This window comes from Bradyrhizobium sp. S3.2.6 (assembly GCF_040546885.1).
Lineage (GTDB): Bacteria > Pseudomonadota > Alphaproteobacteria > Rhizobiales > Xanthobacteraceae > Bradyrhizobium > Bradyrhizobium cytisi.
In genome coordinates this window covers 38,059-55,025 of sequence record NZ_JBEPOS010000020.1, presented here as the reverse complement: position 1 = coordinate 55,025, position 16,967 = coordinate 38,059, and the positions used below count along the sequence as shown (strand labels likewise).

Here is a 16,967-nt window from a genome sequence, read left to right as displayed (position 1 = left end):
GCTCGAGCCGCGTGCTTCGAGAACCCGGCAGCCGATGACGCCCGGCCCGAGCCTTGGTTCCCGACCGTGCTCCGAAAGGGGCCGTAGACACTGTCCGGGGCTGGAATGTCAAGCCAAGATAGGAACTTCGGCCTGCATTCGACTGGGGATGCGGCCCCTAGAATCCACCATTGGTCTGGTTGGAATCGACCGCTGCCCCTGCTTGCGCGCGGCGTGCATTGTTGACCAACTGCCCCGGCCGGTCGTCGCAGTTCGGCTTGGCCGTGGCGAGCCGCAGCACTGCGGCGTAGTTCGGCTGCACCTCCATCCGCTCGGCATGCCGGCTCTCGCTCAACAGGCGATGCACCTTCGGCAGATTGTAGCAGGGCACATAGAACAGCAGATGATGCTCGAGGTGGTAGTTCACGTAGTATGGCGCAATGAACAGGCGCTCGAGAAAATTCGCATGCGTGGTGCGGGTGTTGCGCAGGGGATCGCTGCTGTCGGGCACCACGGCGTGCTCGGCGATGTTACGGATACGGGTGATGACCATCATCCAGGTCACCAGCGGCACCAGCCATAGCAGCGGGTAGGCCCACCACACGCCGGCCGCCGCGCACGCTGCGAACATCGCAGCGTTGACCAGGCATTGCGGGCCGAGCTTGTCCCGGAAATGCGCGGTGCGCTGCCGCCATTGCCAGTCCTTCGGACCGAGCGCGTTGAGCAATTGCGCCTTGCGCTGCTGGTAGCCGGTCTGCCCGGTGATGTCGCGAATGAACTTGCGGCGATAGCTCAGCCCGGTGATTGGAAACGGCGCCGACAGCACCAGATCAGGATCGTCCTCCTGCTGGGTGCGTGCATGATGCTGCAAGTGATAGCGCCGATAGCTGCGCGTCTCGGCAAAGAGCGGATAGGCGCAGAGCCACTGGCTCAGGGCCAGATTGGTCTTCTCGTCAGCGGACAGGCAACCATGCGCACCGTCATGCATGAGGATCGCGAGCCCGAGCTGGCGCGAGCCGATGATGGCGACGGCGAGAACATAAGTGATCGGATTGGGCCACCACGCGACCAAGGCGATCGCGGCAATGATGAGCGCCCAGGCGTGTGCGATCATCGCAACGCCCTTCCAGGTCACGCGCCGGCGCACCTCGGCCAGTTGATCGTCGGTCAGGAAATCGCGGGCACGCATGCGAAGCGCGGTCATGACCTGCCCTCCTCGTTCGAATGGCTTGATGTGTCGCGCTCGTCGACGAGACGCGGGCGCGCTGTCTCGCCGGTGGATTTCGCCTGCTCGCCGAGGACGCGCAGCATCTCCTCGCAGAGTGCCTCCGGCGAGCGGCCCATGGCGTAGCCCTCGAGAATGATTCCGATGGCGACGGCCCAGAAACGCCGCGAGCTTTCGTCGGGCGCGCGCAGCGAGCGCCAGCCATGGCGGGCGACCTGGCCCGCATAAGCACGTGCGCCTTCGCTGTGCAGGCGTTCGATGGTGCGCTCGACCAGCGGCGCCAGATCCTGTCGCCGCCGCGTCAGCGTCAACGCCTCCGCGAAGAAGGCGATCGAATCGCTCGCCGTCACGGTCTCGGCCAGCGCGTGGGTGTATTCCCGCGGTGTGCGCGCCTTCAGCGCCGCCTGCTCGGTCGCGCGCGCCAGATACAGGAGATCGCGGCAGGCGCATTCGACGAACAGCGCCTCCTTGGTGCGGAAGTAATAGGTGATCTGGCTCGGGAACGCGTCCGCTGCGGCGGCGATATCGGTGATTGCGGTGCCCGACAGCCCCCGCTCCCGAAACAGCGGGCTGGCGGCGTCCAGCAGCAGGGAACGCGTCTTGCGCCCGGCCGAACGCGTCGCCCGCGTGGCATGTTTGGGATCGCCAGCCGCCTCAAACGGCTCCTGGGCCGACTTTTCCACCATCGGATCCTCTTGCTCAGATATTTGTATGACATACAAACAAAGAAATCAAGCCGGATGCGGCGTGGGAGGACCAGTCCCACTACCCTCACCGGGACGATCCGGGCCGAAAACACGGCCGCAAACCTTGCCAAGCCGGCCAAAATCCGTATAACGCCCGCATCCGCAGACCCCGGCCGGGAGCTGAACGGACGGTCTCAGCAAATCATTCGTGATTTTGGTGTGGCAGGGCCAGTCGGCCCGTCGTCCCGTGTTTCCGCCTTCTGAGCTTAATCCCAGAGTCCTTTCCGAAGGTCTCTTAAGGGCTTGACGCCGGGCGATGCGCTAACACGAGGAAAGGACGACTATGGCTCTCTATGAGCATGTTTTTCTCGCGCGCCAAGACGCGAGCACGCAGCAGGTCGAAGAGCTGACTGCGCAAATGACCGGCATCGTCGAGGGTCTCGGCGGCAAGGTCACCAAGACCGAGAATTGGGGCGTTCGCTCCCTCACTTACCGCATGAACAAGAACCGCAAGGCGCATTTCGTGCTGCTCAATATCGACGCGCCCTCCGCGGCGATCGCCGAGATCGAGCGCCAGGAGCGTATCAGCGAAGACGTGATCCGCTATCTCAGCGTCCGCGTCGAAGAGCTCGAGGAAGGCCCGTCCGCGATGATGCGCAAGGCTGACCGCGATCGCGAGCGTGACGACCGTGGCGGCGGCTTCCGCGATCGTGAAGGTGGCGGCTTCCGTGGCGACCGCGAAGGCGGTTTCCGTGGTGGCGATCGTGATGGCGGCGGCTTCCGCGGCGATCGCGGCCCGCGCCGTCCACGCGACGAAGCTGAAACCACGACGGGTGGGGAGTAAGACCAATGGCTGAAGCTGGTGCACGCCGTCCGTTTTTCCGCCGCCGCAAGAGCTGCCCGTTCACGGGAGCCAATGCGCCGAAGATCGACTACAAGGACTCCAAGCTGCTGATGCGTTACGTCTCCGAGCGCGGCAAGATCGTGCCGAGCCGCATCACCGCGGTGTCCGCGAAGAAGCAGCGTGAGCTCGCCCGCGCCATCAAGCGCGCGCGGTTCCTGGGTCTGCTGCCCTACGTCATTCGCTAAGACGAATTCGACCGGCGGCGATCGCGCCGCCGGTCGTGACCTTCTGAACTCATAAGGCTTCCGGGTCGTCCGGTCGCCGATGGTTGGGGCAAAACGCCTCTAACCGCTCGAAGGGAGCGGGACAGCTGATGATGGTATTTGGACTGATAGCCCTGATCGCCGGCGCTGCGTCGGCCCTGATGTTCGCCTCGATTGTGTCGGGCGCACTGATCTCGCTTGTCCTGGTTTACCTCGCTCCGCTGCCGCTCATGCTCGCCGCGATCGCCTGGGGACCGCTCTGCGGTGCACTTGGTGGCATCGTCGCGACGCTCGTCATCGCTGGCGCGCTCAGCCCGCCCCTCGCCCTCGGTTACGGTTTCGCGTTCGCGCTGCCGGCCTGGTGGCTTGGCCATCTCGCCATGCTGGGAAGACCCGTGACGCCGGGAAGACCGGCAAGCGGCACCGCGGGCTCGGATGCGGCTTCGGTCCAGGTTGAATGGTATCCGCTTGGACGCATCCTGCTCTGGATTGCGGCGCTGGCGACGCTGCTGACCGCGGGATCGCTGTATTCGCTGGGCAGCGATGCATCGGCCATCAGCGATGCGATGCGCCGCGGCTTCGCCAAAATTCTTTCAATGGTGAGCGAGACGACCGTTACGGAGAGTGATCCTCGCGTCGGCCTGATGGTCGCAGTCATTCCGGTTCTGGTCGCGGCATCGCAGATGGCGACGCTGACCTTGAATCTCTGGCTTGCCGCCAAGGTCGCGGCTGTTTCAGGTCGGCTGCATCGGCCCTGGCCGGACCTCAGCAGCACGAGCTTGCCGCCGATGACGCTGGTGGCACTCTGTGTCGCGCTTGCGTTCAGCTTCTTCAGCGGGATGACCGGCATTCTCGCCGTCGTCGTCACGACCGTCGTGATGATGGCCTATGCGCTGGTCGGCCTTGCCGTTCTGCACACCATCACGCGCGACCTCGCCAATCGCGGAATTTGGCTCGCCTCCGCCTACGCCATCCTCTTCATGTTCAGCGTGAGCCTCATCCTGCTGACCGCCCTCGGGCTTGCGGACGCCGTGTTCGGCTTCCGCGAGCGCTTCCTGCGCAACCGGCAACCGCCGCCATTGCCGACGACTTAAGTCCAACCTGAAAACTGAAAACCCAGAGCACTTCAAAGGAGAACGAATATGGAAGTCATTTTGCTGGAACGCGTGAACAAGCTCGGCCAGATGGGCGAAGTCGTGAAGGTTCGCGACGGCTATGCCCGCAATTTCCTGCTCAAGCGCGGCAAGGCGCTGCGCGCCACCGCCGACAACCGCGCCAAGTACGACGGCATGAAGGCCGACCTCGAAGCTCGCAACCTTGCCTCGAAGGGCGAGGCGTCCAAGATTGCCGAGAAGGTCCAGGGCAAGAACATCATCGTGATCCGTCAGGCCTCCGAAGCCGGCCAGCTGTTCGGCTCGGTGACGGTGCGTGACGTCGTCACGGCGTTCGAAGCCGATGGCGTTTCGCTCGACCGTCCGCAGGTGCAGCTCGACGCGCCGATCAAGACCATCGGCAAGCACACCATCACCGTCGCCATTCATCCCGAGGTCGAGGTTGAGGTTTCCGTCACGGTTGCGCGCAGCCAGGACGAGGCTGAGCGCATCAACCGCGGCGAGGACATCTCGACCCGCAACGAGGACCGCGACGCGGCCGCCGAGGCGATTGCCGCCGCCGGCGAGTTCTTCGATCCGGAAGCTCAGCACGACGACGCCGAGCCCGCTCCGGCTGCAGAAGAGACCGAGAAGTAAGCTTCGCGCTCGCGCTAGCTTACGAAGCCCGGCTGCCTCAGGCAGCCGGGCTTTTCGTTTTGGGCGCGACATCCTCGCTCAGGATGGCGATCGAGGCGAGTGCCGTTGCCGTGTGCTTCTCGACACCATCGCTGACGCAGAACACGTCGGCCGCGACCACGGAGACCTGACGGCCCGGTTTGATCACCCTCGCACGACAGATCAGCTTGTCGCCGAGCGCCGGCGACAGCAGATTGAGCTTGTATTCCGCGGTCAGGGCCGCTTGCCCACGCGAGGTCGCGGCCGCGATGGTCGTGGCATTGTCGACCAGAAAGGCGGTGACGCCGCCGTGGAAGAAACCATGCTGCTGCAACAGCTCCGGCCGACGCTCGACCGCAATCGTGCAAGCGCCCCGCGACAATTCGGAGAGCTCGGCGCCGACCAGTTTCATAAAGCCCTGCCGGCCGACATTGGCGTGGATGCGCTCGGCAATCGGAGTGAACTCGGGATCAGCTTCTTTGCTCATGTCGCCACTCCTTGCCTGGTGTTGAGGCGGCCGGGCGGCACCAGCGCACGGATGGCGCAGGCGATCAGCGTGTCGGCCTCACCGCGCGGATCGGCGCGATCGCGTCCGGACAGAAAGGCACGGCAGAAGATCTGTGCCGGGCCGATCAGCTGGCTGACGAACATCACCGGTGTCATTGGCAGAAGCTCGCCGCTTGCGACCAGCGGCGCGCGCCAGCGCCCGATGCCTTCCGCGAGCCGCGCATTCTGCGCGCGCTGGGCGTCGCGGACGTCCTCACCCCACTCGTTGCGCGAGATCTCGAAGAGATAGCGCGCCTCGCGGCGGCTCAGCACGACCCAGTCGAGATGGGCGCGGATCAGGCGATCGATGCCCTGCTCCGCATCGGCGCTTTGATCCAGTGCGGCAAGCATCGCGGCGTGATAGTGCCCCAGCACCTCCAGAAACAGCGCGCCGGCGAGCTCCTTCTTGGAGCCGAAGACATGAAAGAAGCTGCCGTTGGAGGCATGGGCCTTGGCGCGGATCGCGGCCACCGTCGCGCCCTCGAAGCCCGACCGGTCGAACACCGCGAGCCCCGCAGCCAATAGATCGTCGCGAACGCCGGATGACATCGCCACCTCCTAGAGTGATACTCTAGAGCACGGCTCTAATCGCGGTCAAGACGACGTAAAGCCGGCGCTGGGCGCGGCCTTCGCAGATCGACGGGATGGGCTTATCGGGAGATCGGGGGCGCGGGCGGACTGGAGGACTCGGCGGGTGCAGGTGACGGCGCCGCAGCGGGCGCAGACGATGCCGGCTCGGCCGGCTTCGCCGCCGGTTCGGAGCTGGGCGCGGGTTCGGCCGGCCTGGAGACGGCCGCTTCCGCAGGCTTGGGCGCCGCCGGTTCAGCCGGCTTGGCGGCCGCCGGCGGGGCCGGCGTCACCTGCGGCACCGGATCGGGGCGCAGAGCCGGCGTCTCGCCGGCGCGCGGCTCGACCTTGGCGCTCTCCGGCTTGGCCTCTGTCGGCTTCTCGGCCGGCTTGGCGCTCTCGGACTTGGACTCGTCGGGCCCGGAATCGACCTTGGCGCTCTCGCTCTTTGGTTCAGTCGGGGGTTCGGTCTTGGATTCAGCCTTGGGCTCAGTTTTGGGCTCAGCTTTGGAATCGACCTTCGGCTCAACCTTCTGCGCGGCTGCGTCGTCGTTCTGCGGCTTGCCGCGTTTGCCCATGCGCTTGCCTTTCCGGCCCTCGGGCGGTTGTTCGGTGGTGGCCTCGGGCTTGGCGCCTTCCTTAGCACCCTCCTCGCTCGGCCGCGCCGCGCGCTTCTGACGGCCCTCAGGCGCCGGGCTAGCGCCCTCGCCCTCCGGCTTGGCGGCCTCTTGCGAGCGCTGGCGGCGGCCCTGATGATCGGGCGCCTGGGCCGGGTTGGTGTTGGCGTCCTTCTCCTTGGCGCCGTCCTTCTTGTCCTTGCCGTCCTTGCCATCCTTGGATTGGTAGCGGGCGTCGGTCGCGCCGTTGGACACGAGGTAGGAGGCCAGCACGCCGGCCATGTCGGGGCTGGTCGTGTAGTGCTGGCGCAGGAAACCCGGTAGCGACCCTGGCGAAACCGTCTTCAAAAGACCCCTCGGGCTCTTGTGGCAGGCATTGCAGGTCTGCGCGAAGATCTGGGATGGGGCCTTGCCGGCCTCGAGGTTCGTCGCCTGCGCCAAGATGGCATCGGAGGCGCCGAAGCCGATCAGAAACAGCACCGTGGCGAGGCTGAGCGCTCGGCTCGACATTCCCATCATCTCCATTGAAATCCGATAGATACGGCCGGCGTGCGGGCGCGGCGGCGGTCACCTTTTAGCCGATTGCGCTGCGAATGGAAGCGCGCTCATCAAGCATGCAATTACGCGTTTTTCGAATATCGGGTTTGAACACAACGCATTAGTGGGACGGTCGCAGGCTGCCTAGGTTTAGATGCGAACGCATTGGAACCGCACCGGGTCCCTAAGCGTCAGTATGGGTGCCGGGCTAGTCGCATCTTTTCGGGTTCGCTCGATAGGTGGGGTGTTGATGGACCGCTTGTTGCGTAGATTCTTGTCTCAGTTCATCCGCCGCGGGTCGATGACAGTGACCACGGCCGGTGGGATGAAGTTCAGCGTCGGCGACGGTTCCGGCGAGCCGGTTGAAATCCGCTTCGTCACTGCCGACGCACAAAGGAGAGTCCTCATCAATCCCGAGCTCGGGCTTGGCGAGGCCTTTATGAACGGCGAGTTCGTCGTCGAGCGCGGCAGCATAGCCGATGCCCTCGCGATCCTGCTCGGTCAAGCCGACCTGTTGCCGCACTGGGCAAAACCCTGGTGGCACCTGCGTTATCTCGTCCGACATCTGAGACAGTTCAATCCGCGGGCACGCGCGCGCAGGAATGTCGCGCATCACTACGATCTCGATGCGCGGCTCTATTCGCTCTTCCTCGACGCCGACAAGCAATATAGCTGCGCCTATTTCGAGACGCCGGACGCCACGCTCGACGACGCACAACTCGCCAAGAAGCGGCACGTCACCGCAAAGCTGCTGGTCAGTCCCGGCCAGCGCGTGCTCGATATCGGCTCTGGCTGGGGCGGACTTGGCCTCTATCTTGCCGAGATCGCAGGCGCCGAGGTGACCGGAGTGACGCTATCGACAGAGCAGTTGCAGATTGCCAACACGCGCGCCGCCGAAAAAGGTCTGACGCGACAGGCGCGCTTCCTGCTTCAGGACTATCGCGACGTCGATGGCCCGTTCGACCGCATCGTCTCGGTCGGCATGTTCGAACACGTCGGAGCTGGATTCTACGACATGTATTTCCGGCGCTGCGCCGAATTGCTCAGCGAGGACGGCGTCATGCTGTTGCACTCGATCGGCCGTTCGCAAGGGCCGGATTCGACCAATCCCTGGATCGCCAAATACATCTTCCCCGGCGGTTACATCCCGTCGCTCTCGGAAGCGCTGCCCGCAATCGAGGCCGCCGGGCTCCTGGTCTGCGACATCGAGATCCTGCGCCTGCACTACGCCGAGACGCTGAAGGCCTGGCGGGAACGTTTCATGGCGCGGCGCGAGGAAGCCGTGCAGCTCTACGACGAGCGCTTCGCGCTGATGTGGGAGTTTTATCTTGCGGCCTCCGAGATGACCTTCCGCAAGCAGGGCATGATGAACTTCCAGATCCAGCTTACCAGGCGCCAGGGTGTGGTCCCCATGACCCGCGACTATATCGCGCACGAGGAAGCCCGGCTCCGCGCCCTTGAGGGCGGCGCCAGACCGAAGCTGAAGCTCGCCGGTGAATGAATTCTAATGACGTAAGGTCGAACTCGGGAAGAGCCGCAAAGACGCCGGCAACGCCAGCTGGGCGCGCAATGCCGCGAGAGTTTCGGGTGCGACCGGCAAGCGCCGCTGGTCCGGCTGCGCGGCACGCTCCATGGCGGCGATGAGCCCGGACAGCCAGAGCCGGCTGCCTGCCTCGCTTCGCCAAACCTTTAGCTGCCGTTCTGGCCGCATCGCTTGCCTCGTCTCCCTGATGGCAGGTTACGGGAGACAATTCCCTACCCGCCAGTCCTGTTCCGGAGGTACCCCGAAAGAACCCGGGGAGATGTGATCTGCTTCACATAAGTCCGGTCGGTCCTTGGGTTAGATCGTCGCCATGAGCAAAGAGACCCAAACCTCATTCGACGTGCAGGACGACCTCCGAACCGATTATGCCCTGATCGCCACCGGCGTCGGCGCAGCCCTGGTGGCGCTGGTCTACCTCCTGCTGGTCTGAACCTGCGCTGGAAGCGCCAGCGCGCCCTGTCGCGCGCTCTTCAATACGTGTGCACCTCAATCCATTAGGTTCACGAATTCCGGATATTTCCGTGGCGCGGCCATGACCCCCTCCGGACGCGGCGAGTTCCGCAAAAATCCGTCAAGCGCGGCGCGTGCCGGGGCTGCCAGTCATCCACCATTTTAACTGAGCGGTTGATAGCGACCAGCTTTTGCTTCCGCTTTCAGCTGAGGCGGCGCTTTATCCCGGCCCCGCATCCGCCCCAGAAAATTGCTATCGCTCGACCATGGCCCTGACTGATTCGAACGTCCTCAAACTCGCGCCCGAACCCGGAACTCCCGCTTATCGGAGTGCGCCGCATAATATCGAGGCGGAACAGAGCCTTCTGGGCGCGATTCTGGTCAACAATGACGCCTTCTATCGTGTCTCCGACTTCCTGGAGCCGAAGCACTATTTCGAGCCGCTGCACCAGACCATCTTCGAGACCGCCGGCAGCCTGATCCGGATGGGCAAGATCGCCACGCCCGTGACGCTGAAGACGTTCCTGCCCGCCGACACCGATGTCGGCGGCATGACCATCGGACAATATCTGGCGCGGCTCGCGGCCGAGGCGACCACCATCATCAACGCCCAGGACTATGGGCGTACCATCTATGATCTTGCGCTGCGCCGCGATCTCATCGGCATCGGCGAAGACATGGTCAATGTCGCCTATGACGCACCGGTCGATTTCGCGCCGCGGGCGCAGATCGAGGACGCCGAGCGCCGGCTCTACGAGCTCGCCGAGTCCGGCCGGTATGACGGCGGCTTCCAGAAATTCTCGCAGGCGTTGGCGGTCGCGGTCGATCTCGCGGCAAAGGCGTTCCAGCGCGACGGAAAGCTGTCCGGCATCTCCACGGGTATGCGCGACCTCGACACCAAGATGGGCGGCCTGCAGCACTCCGACCTCATCATCGTGGCCGGACGCCCGGGCATGGGCAAGACGTCGCTGGCGACCAACATCGCCTACAACGTCGCCAAGGCCTATGTCGGCGAGCTCCAGGCCGACGGCACCATGAAGGCCGCCAATGGCGGCGTGATCGGCTTCTTCTCCTGCGAAATGTCAGCCGACCAGCTCGCCACGCGTATCGTGGCCGAGCGCACCGGCATTCCCTCCTCCCACATCCGCCGCGGCGGCATCTCGGAAGCCGATTTCGACAAGATCAGGGAGGTCTCGATCGAGCTGCAGTCGCTGCCCTTCTATGTCGACGCGACCGGCGGCCTGTCGATCGCGCAGCTAATGGCGCGCGCGCGTCGGCTGAAGCGCCAGAAAGGCCTCGATCTGCTCGTGATCGACTACATCCAGCTGCTGTCCGGAAGCGGCAAGCGGAGCGAAAACCGCGTGCAGGAAATCACGGAGATCACGACAAGCCTGAAGGCGCTGGCGAAGGAACTCAACGTCCCCGTGATTGCACTGTCGCAGCTGTCGCGTCAGGTCGAATCCCGCGAGGACAAGCGGCCGCAGCTCTCCGACTTGCGTGAATCCGGATCAATCGAGCAGGACGCCGACGTCGTGCTGTTCGTTTATCGCGAGGAATATTACCTCGCGATGAAGGAGCCACGCCCGGGCACGCCCGAACACGAGAAATGGCGCCTGGACATGGACCTTGCGTACGGCAAGGCCGAAGTCATCATCGGCAAGCAGCGCCACGGCCCGACCGGCACTGTCGATTTGGCGTTCGAAGCCTCGGTCACGCGGTTCAGCGACCTCGCGCCTGACAGCCAGATGCCGGCTCGCAGCGGCAACGACTACTGAGTTCCTTGAACCCGACCTGCCTCTTGCGTAAAACGGCGCCATGACAATGGCGTCCGACCCTAACATGATCCCGCAATCCGGCCTTCTCTCCGCGGAGGCCAATCAGGCTGCCGCGCTCGCAGCCCACGGCGGCGTGCTCACCGTCGATCTCGACGCCATCATCGCGAACTGGCGCAAGCTCGAGAAGACGGCCGTGCCGGCCGAGTGCTCGGCGGTGATCAAGGCCGACGCTTACGGCTGCGGCACCGCGCAGGTCGCGCAGGCGCTGAACAAGGCCGGCTGCAAGACCTTCTTCGTCGCCACCATCGAGGAGGCGCGCACGGCCCGCGCGGCACTACCGGACGCCACGATCTATGTGCTCGGCGGCTATTTCCAGAACACCGGCGAGCACTACGCCAAGATCAACTGCCGTCCCGTGATCGGCGACCTCAACGAGCTCGCCGAATGGGACGTGTTCTGCCGCCGTACCGGCTGGTCCGGCGGCGCCGCGATCCATATCGACACCGGCATGAACCGGCTCGGGCTGACGCTTGCGGAGGCGCAGGCCATCATCCCCCGCATTAATGCCGGCGATCATGGCATCACGCTGGTGATGAGCCATCTGGTCTCGGCCGAGCAGCTCAACAGCCCCGTCAATGCCAAGCAGCTCGCGGCGTTCCGCAGCATCGCCAGCGAATTCTCCGGCGTGCCGGCGGCGCTTGCGAATTCGTCAGGCATTTTCCTTGGGGCGCCTTTCCAGTTCGATCTGGTTCGGCCGGGCGCCGCGCTCTACGGCGTCAATCCGACGCCGGAGGCCGACAATCCGATGCAGCCGGTCGTCGACCTCAAGGCGCGCATCGTGCAGATCCGCACTATCGAACGCGGCGAAAGCGTCGGCTATGGCGGCACCTGGACCGCGCGGCGACCGACCAAGCTCGCGATCATTGCGGTCGGCTATGCCGACGGCTATTTCCGCGCGGCCAGCTCCAATGACGGCACCCGCGGCGCCGAAGTAATCGTTGCCGGCAAGCGCTGCCCGGTGGCGGGTCGCATCTCCATGGATCTGATCGCGATCGACATCACCGACCTCCCGCCGAACGCGGCACGGCGCGGCCACATGGTGACGCTGCTCGGCGACGGCATCACCGTCGACGAGCTCGCCCATCATTTCGGCACGATCGGCTATGAGGTGCTGACCAGCCTCGGCCACCGCTACGCCCGCGTCTACAAGGGCGGCAATGTCGTGGAGCCGCTGGCAAAGCCCGAGCCCGCGCAGGCGGCCGAACAGCCGTCCTCCCCGCCATCGGTCGAGCAGCGGGCAAGCCCGCCGCCGCTGCCGAGCTAGAGCACACGTCCGTGCCCCGGACGCAGCGCAGCGCTCCTTCGGCGGTGCGCTGCAGAGCCGGGGCCCATCTCTCAACAGCATACCGTGTCGCTTTCTGGGTCCCGGCTCTGCGGAGCAGCGTTGCACGCTGCACCGCGTCCGGGACACGAGAGTGGGTGCTTACTTCTTCTTCCTGCTGTCCAGCGCTGCCTTGCAGGTCGTGCTGAGCTGATCGCGCTTGCCGTTGAGGCAGGCCACGATGCCGCCGCCGGGCGCGATGCCGGAGCAGAATTTGTCGTAGTCCGCCTTGCATGCGCCGCGCGGATCGGCCGATTGTGCGGAAGCGGCCCCGGAGAGTGCGACGACGAATGCGATAGCGGCAAAGCTCAACTTGGACATGGTATCTCCGGTGTCGGGACGTGCGAGGCGATCAGCTCTACATGAAGATTGCGACATTCAACATCAACAACATCAACCGCCGCCTGCCCAATCTGCTCGCATGGATGCGCGCGGCGAAGCCGGATGTCGTCGCACTCCAGGAGTTGAAGGCAAGTGATGGCGAATTTCCGGCAGCGGCAATCGAAAAGGCCGGCTACGGCGCAGTCTGGCGCGGACAGAAGACCTGGAACGGTGTCGCTATCCTCGCCCGCAACGCCCAGCCGGTGCTGACGCGCGACCGGCTGTCGGGACGGCCCGACGACCAAGAGGCGCGCTACATCGAAGCTGCCGTGCGCGGCGTCATCGTCACCAGCATCTACTTGCCGAACGGCAATCCCCAGCCCGGGCCGAAGTTCGACTACAAGCTGGACTGGCTTGCGCGGCTGAGACGCCACGCCAAGACCTTCATCAAGCAGGACCTGCCCGTCGTGCTCGCCGGCGACTTCAACGTTGCGCCTGATGAGATCGACATCTATCCGACCCGGTCATGGGACAAGGATGCGCTGATCCAGCCGAAAAGCCGTGCGGCGTTCGCCTCGCTTGTCGAGCAAGGCTGGTGCGATGCGATCCGTGAGCTGCACGGAGACAAGCGCATCTACACCTTCTGGGACTACAAGCGAAACCGCTGGCCGCGCGACGCGGGCCTCAGGCTCGACCATCTGCTGCTCAGCCCTACCCTCGTCTCACGCCTGGCAAAGGCCGGCGTCGACAAGAAGGTTCGTGGCGAGGATGGTGCGAGCGATCATGCTCCGGCCTGGGTGGTGCTGAAATAAGCGAGGTGCTGTAGGGTGGGCAAAGGCGCGCTTGCGCCGTGCCCACCATCCCATATCGATAAAATATTGGTGGGCACGCTTCGCTTTGCCCATCCTACGAACGAGCGCCGTGGATCACCGCCCGTAATAATCCTGCACCGTGTCCCACGCCGCCTTCTGCAGCAATTGCACCGTCTCCTGATCGATCCCCATCGTGTAGGAATTGCCGACCGGCGAGCGGCCGGTCAGCGCGGCCAGCGTCACGCAGGCCGCGAGATAGGTGCCGGCGGGACTCGGATGCCGCTTGTCCGGCGCATAGAGATTGAGCTCCGGCTGCAGCTTGCGCACGCGCGCAAACGCGAGGCCCGCGGGGATGACCAGCATATCATTGGCATTGCCGGCGATCGTATAGGCCTCGGCCAGCCCTTCCGTCATTTCCGGCTTGTCGAGATAGGCCCAGGACATGAACAGCACCGGCCGCATGCCGTGGCCGCGAACAATCTCGCTGTCCTTCCTGGCGAAGGTCGTGAACGCGTCCTTCAGTTGCGGATGGATCGGACATTGGCTGCAATCCATCATCACGACGGCATCGAACTGTTTGCCCGGCTTGTTGAAGACGACAACGTTCTGGTCGTCGAAGGAATAAGCACCGAGACCGCCCGGCCGCAGCAGATTGTCCATGTCATGCCAGTCGAGGCCGGAGCCGCCGATCGTGGCCATGGTGTTGCGATAGGCACCCTTGTTGGCATCATCCGCAGCCCGCTCCATGAAGGAGAGATGCCCGGGCATGCCGTTGTTGTAATAGAAGAAGCTGTTGCCGACGAACAGCGCGGCCTTTGGAAAGTCCGGTCCGAGGGTCGTGACCTTCGGCTTCGTCTGCGCTTGCGCATCGAAGCCGGCTGCAAAGGCCAGACAAATCGCGAGCATCACTCGCGCAAAGAGACGCATGATAGCTTCCTCCCCTTTTTCTTGGGCCGGAAACAAATCAGCTTTCCTGGACGGCCTCAAGAGGACGATCGTGCAGGAGCTATGCGCGGGACTGCGCCCTTACCACAGGTTCTTGCCGTCGATCACATTCACCGGCACCGCTTCGAGATCGAAATCGTCGAACAGGCGCGCATTGACGCCGACCTTGGGATTGTCGAAATCGGGCTTGCCCGTCGACCAATCCGGCGATTCCGAGTAAGTGCCGCAGCCACAGTTTGCGCAGAAATGATGTTTGACGGTGCGGCTGCCCCAGAGGTAGGTCGCCACGTTCTCCGGCGGTGACAGCAGTCGGAATTGCGCCGGCTTGTAATAGGCCCACAGCGCCCCGCGCTTGGCGCAGAGGGAACAGGTGCAACGCGTCACGCTCGATGGCGCCTCTGTCACCTCGAACACCGTCTCGCCGCAATGACAGCTTGCCTCGATCGGCATGTCCCGCATCCTCCCTTTGTCAGGAGGTGGTCATAGCCCGCCACTGCTGCCAACATGCTGTCAGCAGCGAGCCGCTCGGTCGAAGGGTCTAGTTTGCGGACAGCCGCTTGGCGTTCGCGGCCACGTGCTCGCGATAGCGCTGGACGACCGAGGCCGGCGTCGCGCCCGCAAGCAGGCTCGCAAACGCTTCGAAAGCGGCAGCGATTTTCTCGCTCACCATCAGCACGGCCTCCTGCCCGGCCGCCTCGTCGCCATGACTGAGCCTCTCGCAGCGCAGCCGCACCACCTCGCTGGCCTCGACCGCAAGCATCGCGCCGGCATACCAGGGAAAGCCGTTGTCGGATCCGCCGAGCACCGCATGGCGGTCGAGGGCGGAGAAGCAATGGTGATCGGGCATCGCGGACCTCAAATTCTTTGAGCGAGCACTCCGATCAATACGCTTCAAATTCTAAGGATCAGGCCGGCGACCCGCTCGCATTGTGGATGCCTGCAACACGCGCGATTAACCAATACCCTTGACGTCGCGATCTGGTCATCCTACTGGTCTAACCAAGGTCAGCTCAAGACGAGACGGGAATGGAACTCAAGCGGGCCGCCGAAGGCGAAAAGGGCTTCGAGAAGGTGTTTGCCTTCTTGCGGGAGCAACTGCTCGCAGGCTCGCTAAAGCCCGGCGACCGCCTGATCTCCGAACGCGAGCTCGCCAGCCTCCTCGGCGTCAGCCGCCCCATCGTCCGCGAGGCGCTGCGCGCTCTCACCGTGCTCGGCATCGTCGAAATCCGCGACCGCATCGGCACCGTGGTGACGCGGCCTGACGTCTCGGTGCTCAACGACTTCTTCACCTTCGCCCTCGCCCAGCAGGCGGACATGGTCGACGACGTCATGCAGGCGCGCGTCGCGATCGAGTGTCAGGCGATCCGGCTCGCCTGCGAGCGCGCCAACATTGCCGATTTCGAGCGCCTCCAGCGCTCGCTTGCGAAGATCGAGGAGACCATCGACGAGGCGGACGCCGGCGGCATGGCCGACTTCGAATTCCATCGTTCCATCGTCCTGTCCTCGCACTCGGAAACGCTGACCGTCTTGCACAATTCGATGGCCGGTCTGCTGACGCATTCGCATCGCAGCCGCCGCGAGCTGGTGCAGGCCTTCCCGTCGATGAAGACTTATCTGATCGACGACCACCGCCGCATCTTCGAAGCAGTCATCGCGCGCGATCCCGAGCGCGCAGATGCAACGCTGCGCAAGCATTTTGCCATCGGCGACGAATACCGGCGGCGCGCCGTCGTCGGCGACATGGACAAGACCAGCGCCTCGCGCTGACCGCGAACAGACCAATCAAGAAACGGACGGGCAACATGGGACGGGATGACAAGGGCAACGTCGGCTTCATCGGCGTTGGGACGATGGGCCTTGAGATGGTGCGCAACCTGTTGAAGGCCGGCCACACGGTCAGCGCCTTCGATCTCAACGAAGCCGCTGTGGCCGATATGGTCAAGGAAGGCGCGAGCCGCGCGAGAACTCCGGCAGACGCCGCGCAGCGCGCCGACGTCGTCATAACGATGCTGCCCGACACGCCTCACGTCGAAGCGACCGTTTACGGCGAGAACGGTCTTTTGAAATCACCACCGCCCGGCAAACTGATCGTCGACATGAGCACGATCTCACCGGTCGCCGTGCGCCGCATCCATGCCGACCTGCAAAAGGTTGGCGTGAGCTTCATCGACGCGCCCGTCTCCGGCGGGCCGCTGGGCGCCAAGAACGCCGCGCTCTCCATCATGGCCGGCGGCGAGGCTGACGCCTTTGCCAAGGCCGAACCGTTCTTCCGCGCGATGGGCACCACCATCACGCATGCCGGCGACAGCGGCGCCGGCCAGACCGTCAAACTCTGCAATCAGCTCATCTGCGGCATCAACATCCAGGCGATCTGCGAAGCGCTCGCGCTCGGGCGCGCCTCGGGCGTCGATCTCGATCTGCTGCGCCGGGTGCTGCTCGGTGGCTCCGCCGCATCCTGGATGCTCGACAAGCTCGGCCCGTCCATGATCGCGGGCGATACCGGCGCCGGCTTTCGCATCGACCTGATGCTGAAGGACCTCCGCCTGGTGCAGGAGCATGCGCAGGCGCTGAACGTCCCCCTGCCCGGCACCGCCCTCATCACCAGCCAATATGTCGATGCACGCGCGCACGGCGAAGGAAGCAACGGCAACCAGGCGCTGTTTCGCGTCTACGACCGCATGACCAACCAGGTGACGGGTTGACCCGACGA

General features: G+C 64.5%; 19 protein-coding genes. 10 read left to right on the top strand and 9 right to left on the bottom strand.

Features of this window, described 5'->3' with window-relative positions:
- Nucleotides 1–157 precede the first annotated feature (157 nt).
- The gene (locus ABID58_RS28185) at nucleotides 158–1,183 is read right to left on the bottom strand and encodes a fatty acid desaturase family protein (RefSeq protein ID WP_354036084.1); all 1,026 of its coding nucleotides are present in this window, start codon (nucleotides 1,181–1,183) and stop codon (nucleotides 158–160) included.
- The gene (locus ABID58_RS28180) at nucleotides 1,180–1,890 is read right to left on the bottom strand and encodes a TetR/AcrR family transcriptional regulator C-terminal domain-containing protein (RefSeq protein ID WP_148752939.1); all 711 of its coding nucleotides are present in this window, start codon (nucleotides 1,888–1,890) and stop codon (nucleotides 1,180–1,182) included. The genes ABID58_RS28185 and ABID58_RS28180 overlap by 4 nt, the downstream gene beginning before the upstream one ends.
- A gap of 343 nt (nucleotides 1,891–2,233) precedes the next feature.
- On the opposite strand from ABID58_RS28180, the gene rpsF reads away from it, so the two are divergent.
- The 4 genes from rpsF (at nucleotide 2,234) to rplI (ending at nucleotide 4,745) form a co-directional block, all read left to right on the top strand.
- Nucleotides 2,234–2,734 (top strand): 30S ribosomal protein S6, encoded by a 501-nt coding sequence (gene rpsF, locus ABID58_RS28175; RefSeq protein WP_354036082.1) that lies wholly within the window; start codon nucleotides 2,234–2,236, stop codon nucleotides 2,732–2,734.
- Nucleotides 2,735–2,739: 5 nt separating this feature from the next.
- Nucleotides 2,740–2,979 (top strand): 30S ribosomal protein S18, encoded by a 240-nt coding sequence (gene rpsR / locus ABID58_RS28170; protein WP_007592020.1) that lies wholly within the window; start codon nucleotides 2,740–2,742, stop codon nucleotides 2,977–2,979.
- A gap of 128 nt (nucleotides 2,980–3,107) precedes the next feature.
- Nucleotides 3,108–4,091, top strand: coding sequence for a DUF2232 domain-containing protein (locus tag ABID58_RS28165; protein ID WP_354036080.1), 984 nt, complete (start codon nucleotides 3,108–3,110; stop codon nucleotides 4,089–4,091).
- A gap of 48 nt (nucleotides 4,092–4,139) precedes the next feature.
- Complete coding sequence (gene rplI, locus ABID58_RS28160; protein ID WP_148752936.1) at nucleotides 4,140–4,745, top strand: 50S ribosomal protein L9; 606 nt, start codon at nucleotides 4,140–4,142, stop codon at nucleotides 4,743–4,745.
- A gap of 37 nt (nucleotides 4,746–4,782) precedes the next feature.
- On the opposite strand, the gene ABID58_RS28155 is transcribed toward rplI, so the two are convergent.
- The 3 genes from ABID58_RS28155 to ABID58_RS28145 form a co-directional block, all read right to left on the bottom strand.
- Nucleotides 4,783–5,250, bottom strand: coding sequence for a PaaI family thioesterase (locus tag ABID58_RS28155; RefSeq protein ID WP_354036078.1), 468 nt, complete (start codon nucleotides 5,248–5,250; stop codon nucleotides 4,783–4,785).
- The gene (locus tag ABID58_RS28150) at nucleotides 5,247–5,858 is read right to left on the bottom strand and encodes a TetR/AcrR family transcriptional regulator (RefSeq protein WP_354036076.1); all 612 of its coding nucleotides are present in this window, start codon (nucleotides 5,856–5,858) and stop codon (nucleotides 5,247–5,249) included. The genes ABID58_RS28155 and ABID58_RS28150 overlap by 4 nt, the downstream gene beginning before the upstream one ends.
- A 101-nt stretch (nucleotides 5,859–5,959) precedes the next feature.
- Nucleotides 5,960–7,003 carry a hypothetical protein gene (locus ABID58_RS28145; RefSeq protein ID WP_354036074.1) on the bottom strand — a complete coding sequence of 348 codons (1,044 nt, stop codon included), beginning with the start codon at nucleotides 7,001–7,003 and terminating at the stop codon, nucleotides 5,960–5,962.
- Nucleotides 7,004–7,280: 277 nt separating this feature from the next.
- Between ABID58_RS28145 and ABID58_RS28140 the strand changes: the two genes are divergently transcribed.
- The 3 genes from ABID58_RS28140 to alr all read left to right on the top strand — a co-directional run bounded on the left by ABID58_RS28140 (nucleotide 7,281) and on the right by alr (nucleotide 12,122).
- The gene (locus tag ABID58_RS28140) at nucleotides 7,281–8,531 is read left to right on the top strand and encodes a cyclopropane fatty acid synthase (protein ID WP_354036072.1); all 1,251 of its coding nucleotides are present in this window, start codon (nucleotides 7,281–7,283) and stop codon (nucleotides 8,529–8,531) included.
- Between the two features lie 758 nt (nucleotides 8,532–9,289).
- Nucleotides 9,290–10,798: a replicative DNA helicase gene (locus ABID58_RS28135; protein WP_354036071.1), complete on the top strand. Its 1,509-nt coding sequence runs from the start codon at nucleotides 9,290–9,292 to the stop codon at nucleotides 10,796–10,798.
- 46 nt (nucleotides 10,799–10,844) lie between these two features.
- Nucleotides 10,845–12,122 carry an alanine racemase gene (alr, locus tag ABID58_RS28130; protein WP_354036069.1) on the top strand — a complete coding sequence of 426 codons (1,278 nt, stop codon included), beginning with the start codon at nucleotides 10,845–10,847 and terminating at the stop codon, nucleotides 12,120–12,122.
- A gap of 159 nt (nucleotides 12,123–12,281) precedes the next feature.
- Here alr and ABID58_RS28125 read toward each other — a convergent pair whose 3' ends face one another.
- A complete protein-coding gene (locus tag ABID58_RS28125; protein WP_354036068.1) occupies nucleotides 12,282–12,500 on the bottom strand; it encodes a cysteine rich repeat-containing protein in 219 nt (72 codons plus the stop codon).
- A gap of 41 nt (nucleotides 12,501–12,541) precedes the next feature.
- Here ABID58_RS28125 and ABID58_RS28120 point away from each other — a divergent pair, with 41 nt between their 5' ends.
- On the top strand, nucleotides 12,542–13,312 hold the full coding sequence (locus ABID58_RS28120) for an exodeoxyribonuclease III (RefSeq protein ID WP_354036067.1): 771 nt from the start codon (nucleotides 12,542–12,544) through the stop codon (nucleotides 13,310–13,312).
- 114 nt (nucleotides 13,313–13,426) lie between these two features.
- Here ABID58_RS28120 and ABID58_RS28115 read toward each other — a convergent pair whose 3' ends face one another.
- The 3 genes from ABID58_RS28115 to ABID58_RS28105 form a co-directional block, all read right to left on the bottom strand.
- Nucleotides 13,427–14,242 (bottom strand): DUF4886 domain-containing protein, encoded by an 816-nt coding sequence (locus ABID58_RS28115; protein ID WP_354036177.1) that lies wholly within the window; start codon nucleotides 14,240–14,242, stop codon nucleotides 13,427–13,429.
- Between the two features lie 96 nt (nucleotides 14,243–14,338).
- On the bottom strand, nucleotides 14,339–14,707 hold the full coding sequence (locus tag ABID58_RS28110) for a GFA family protein (RefSeq protein ID WP_354036066.1): 369 nt from the start codon (nucleotides 14,705–14,707) through the stop codon (nucleotides 14,339–14,341).
- Nucleotides 14,708–14,795: 88 nt separating this feature from the next.
- Nucleotides 14,796–15,104 (bottom strand): hypothetical protein, encoded by a 309-nt coding sequence (locus ABID58_RS28105; protein ID WP_148752926.1) that lies wholly within the window; start codon nucleotides 15,102–15,104, stop codon nucleotides 14,796–14,798.
- 179 nt (nucleotides 15,105–15,283) lie between these two features.
- Between ABID58_RS28105 and ABID58_RS28100 the strand changes: the two genes are divergently transcribed.
- Nucleotides 15,284–16,024 (top strand): FadR/GntR family transcriptional regulator, encoded by a 741-nt coding sequence (locus tag ABID58_RS28100; RefSeq protein WP_354036065.1) that lies wholly within the window; start codon nucleotides 15,284–15,286, stop codon nucleotides 16,022–16,024.
- Nucleotides 16,021–16,959, top strand: a complete 939-nt coding sequence (locus ABID58_RS28095) for an NAD(P)-dependent oxidoreductase (RefSeq protein ID WP_502916435.1) — start codon at nucleotides 16,021–16,023, stop codon at nucleotides 16,957–16,959. The genes ABID58_RS28100 and ABID58_RS28095 overlap by 4 nt, the downstream gene beginning before the upstream one ends.
- The last annotated feature ends 8 nt before the right edge of the window (nucleotides 16,960–16,967 follow it).

Coding starts and splice junctions, on each gene's coding strand:
- ABID58_RS28185 (WP_354036084.1), bottom strand. CDS start 1,183: ATGACCGCGCTTCGCATGCGTGCCCGCGATTTCCTGACCGACGATCAA.
- ABID58_RS28180 (WP_148752939.1), bottom strand. CDS start 1,890: ATGGTGGAAAAGTCGGCCCAGGAGCCGTTTGAGGCGGCTGGCGATCCC.
- rpsF (WP_354036082.1), top strand. CDS start 2,234: ATGGCTCTCTATGAGCATGTTTTTCTCGCGCGCCAAGACGCGAGCACG.
- rpsR (WP_007592020.1), top strand. CDS start 2,740: ATGGCTGAAGCTGGTGCACGCCGTCCGTTTTTCCGCCGCCGCAAGAGC.
- ABID58_RS28165 (WP_354036080.1), top strand. CDS start 3,108: ATGATGGTATTTGGACTGATAGCCCTGATCGCCGGCGCTGCGTCGGCC.
- rplI (WP_148752936.1), top strand. CDS start 4,140: ATGGAAGTCATTTTGCTGGAACGCGTGAACAAGCTCGGCCAGATGGGC.
- ABID58_RS28155 (WP_354036078.1), bottom strand. CDS start 5,250: ATGAGCAAAGAAGCTGATCCCGAGTTCACTCCGATTGCCGAGCGCATC.
- ABID58_RS28150 (WP_354036076.1), bottom strand. CDS start 5,858: ATGTCATCCGGCGTTCGCGACGATCTATTGGCTGCGGGGCTCGCGGTG.
- ABID58_RS28145 (WP_354036074.1), bottom strand. CDS start 7,003: ATGTCGAGCCGAGCGCTCAGCCTCGCCACGGTGCTGTTTCTGATCGGC.
- ABID58_RS28140 (WP_354036072.1), top strand. CDS start 7,281: ATGGACCGCTTGTTGCGTAGATTCTTGTCTCAGTTCATCCGCCGCGGG.
- ABID58_RS28135 (WP_354036071.1), top strand. CDS start 9,290: ATGGCCCTGACTGATTCGAACGTCCTCAAACTCGCGCCCGAACCCGGA.
- alr (WP_354036069.1), top strand. CDS start 10,845: ATGGCGTCCGACCCTAACATGATCCCGCAATCCGGCCTTCTCTCCGCG.
- ABID58_RS28125 (WP_354036068.1), bottom strand. CDS start 12,500: ATGTCCAAGTTGAGCTTTGCCGCTATCGCATTCGTCGTCGCACTCTCC.
- ABID58_RS28120 (WP_354036067.1), top strand. CDS start 12,542: ATGAAGATTGCGACATTCAACATCAACAACATCAACCGCCGCCTGCCC.
- ABID58_RS28110 (WP_354036066.1), bottom strand. CDS start 14,707: ATGCCGATCGAGGCAAGCTGTCATTGCGGCGAGACGGTGTTCGAGGTG.
- ABID58_RS28105 (WP_148752926.1), bottom strand. CDS start 15,104: ATGCCCGATCACCATTGCTTCTCCGCCCTCGACCGCCATGCGGTGCTC.
- ABID58_RS28100 (WP_354036065.1), top strand. CDS start 15,284: ATGGAACTCAAGCGGGCCGCCGAAGGCGAAAAGGGCTTCGAGAAGGTG.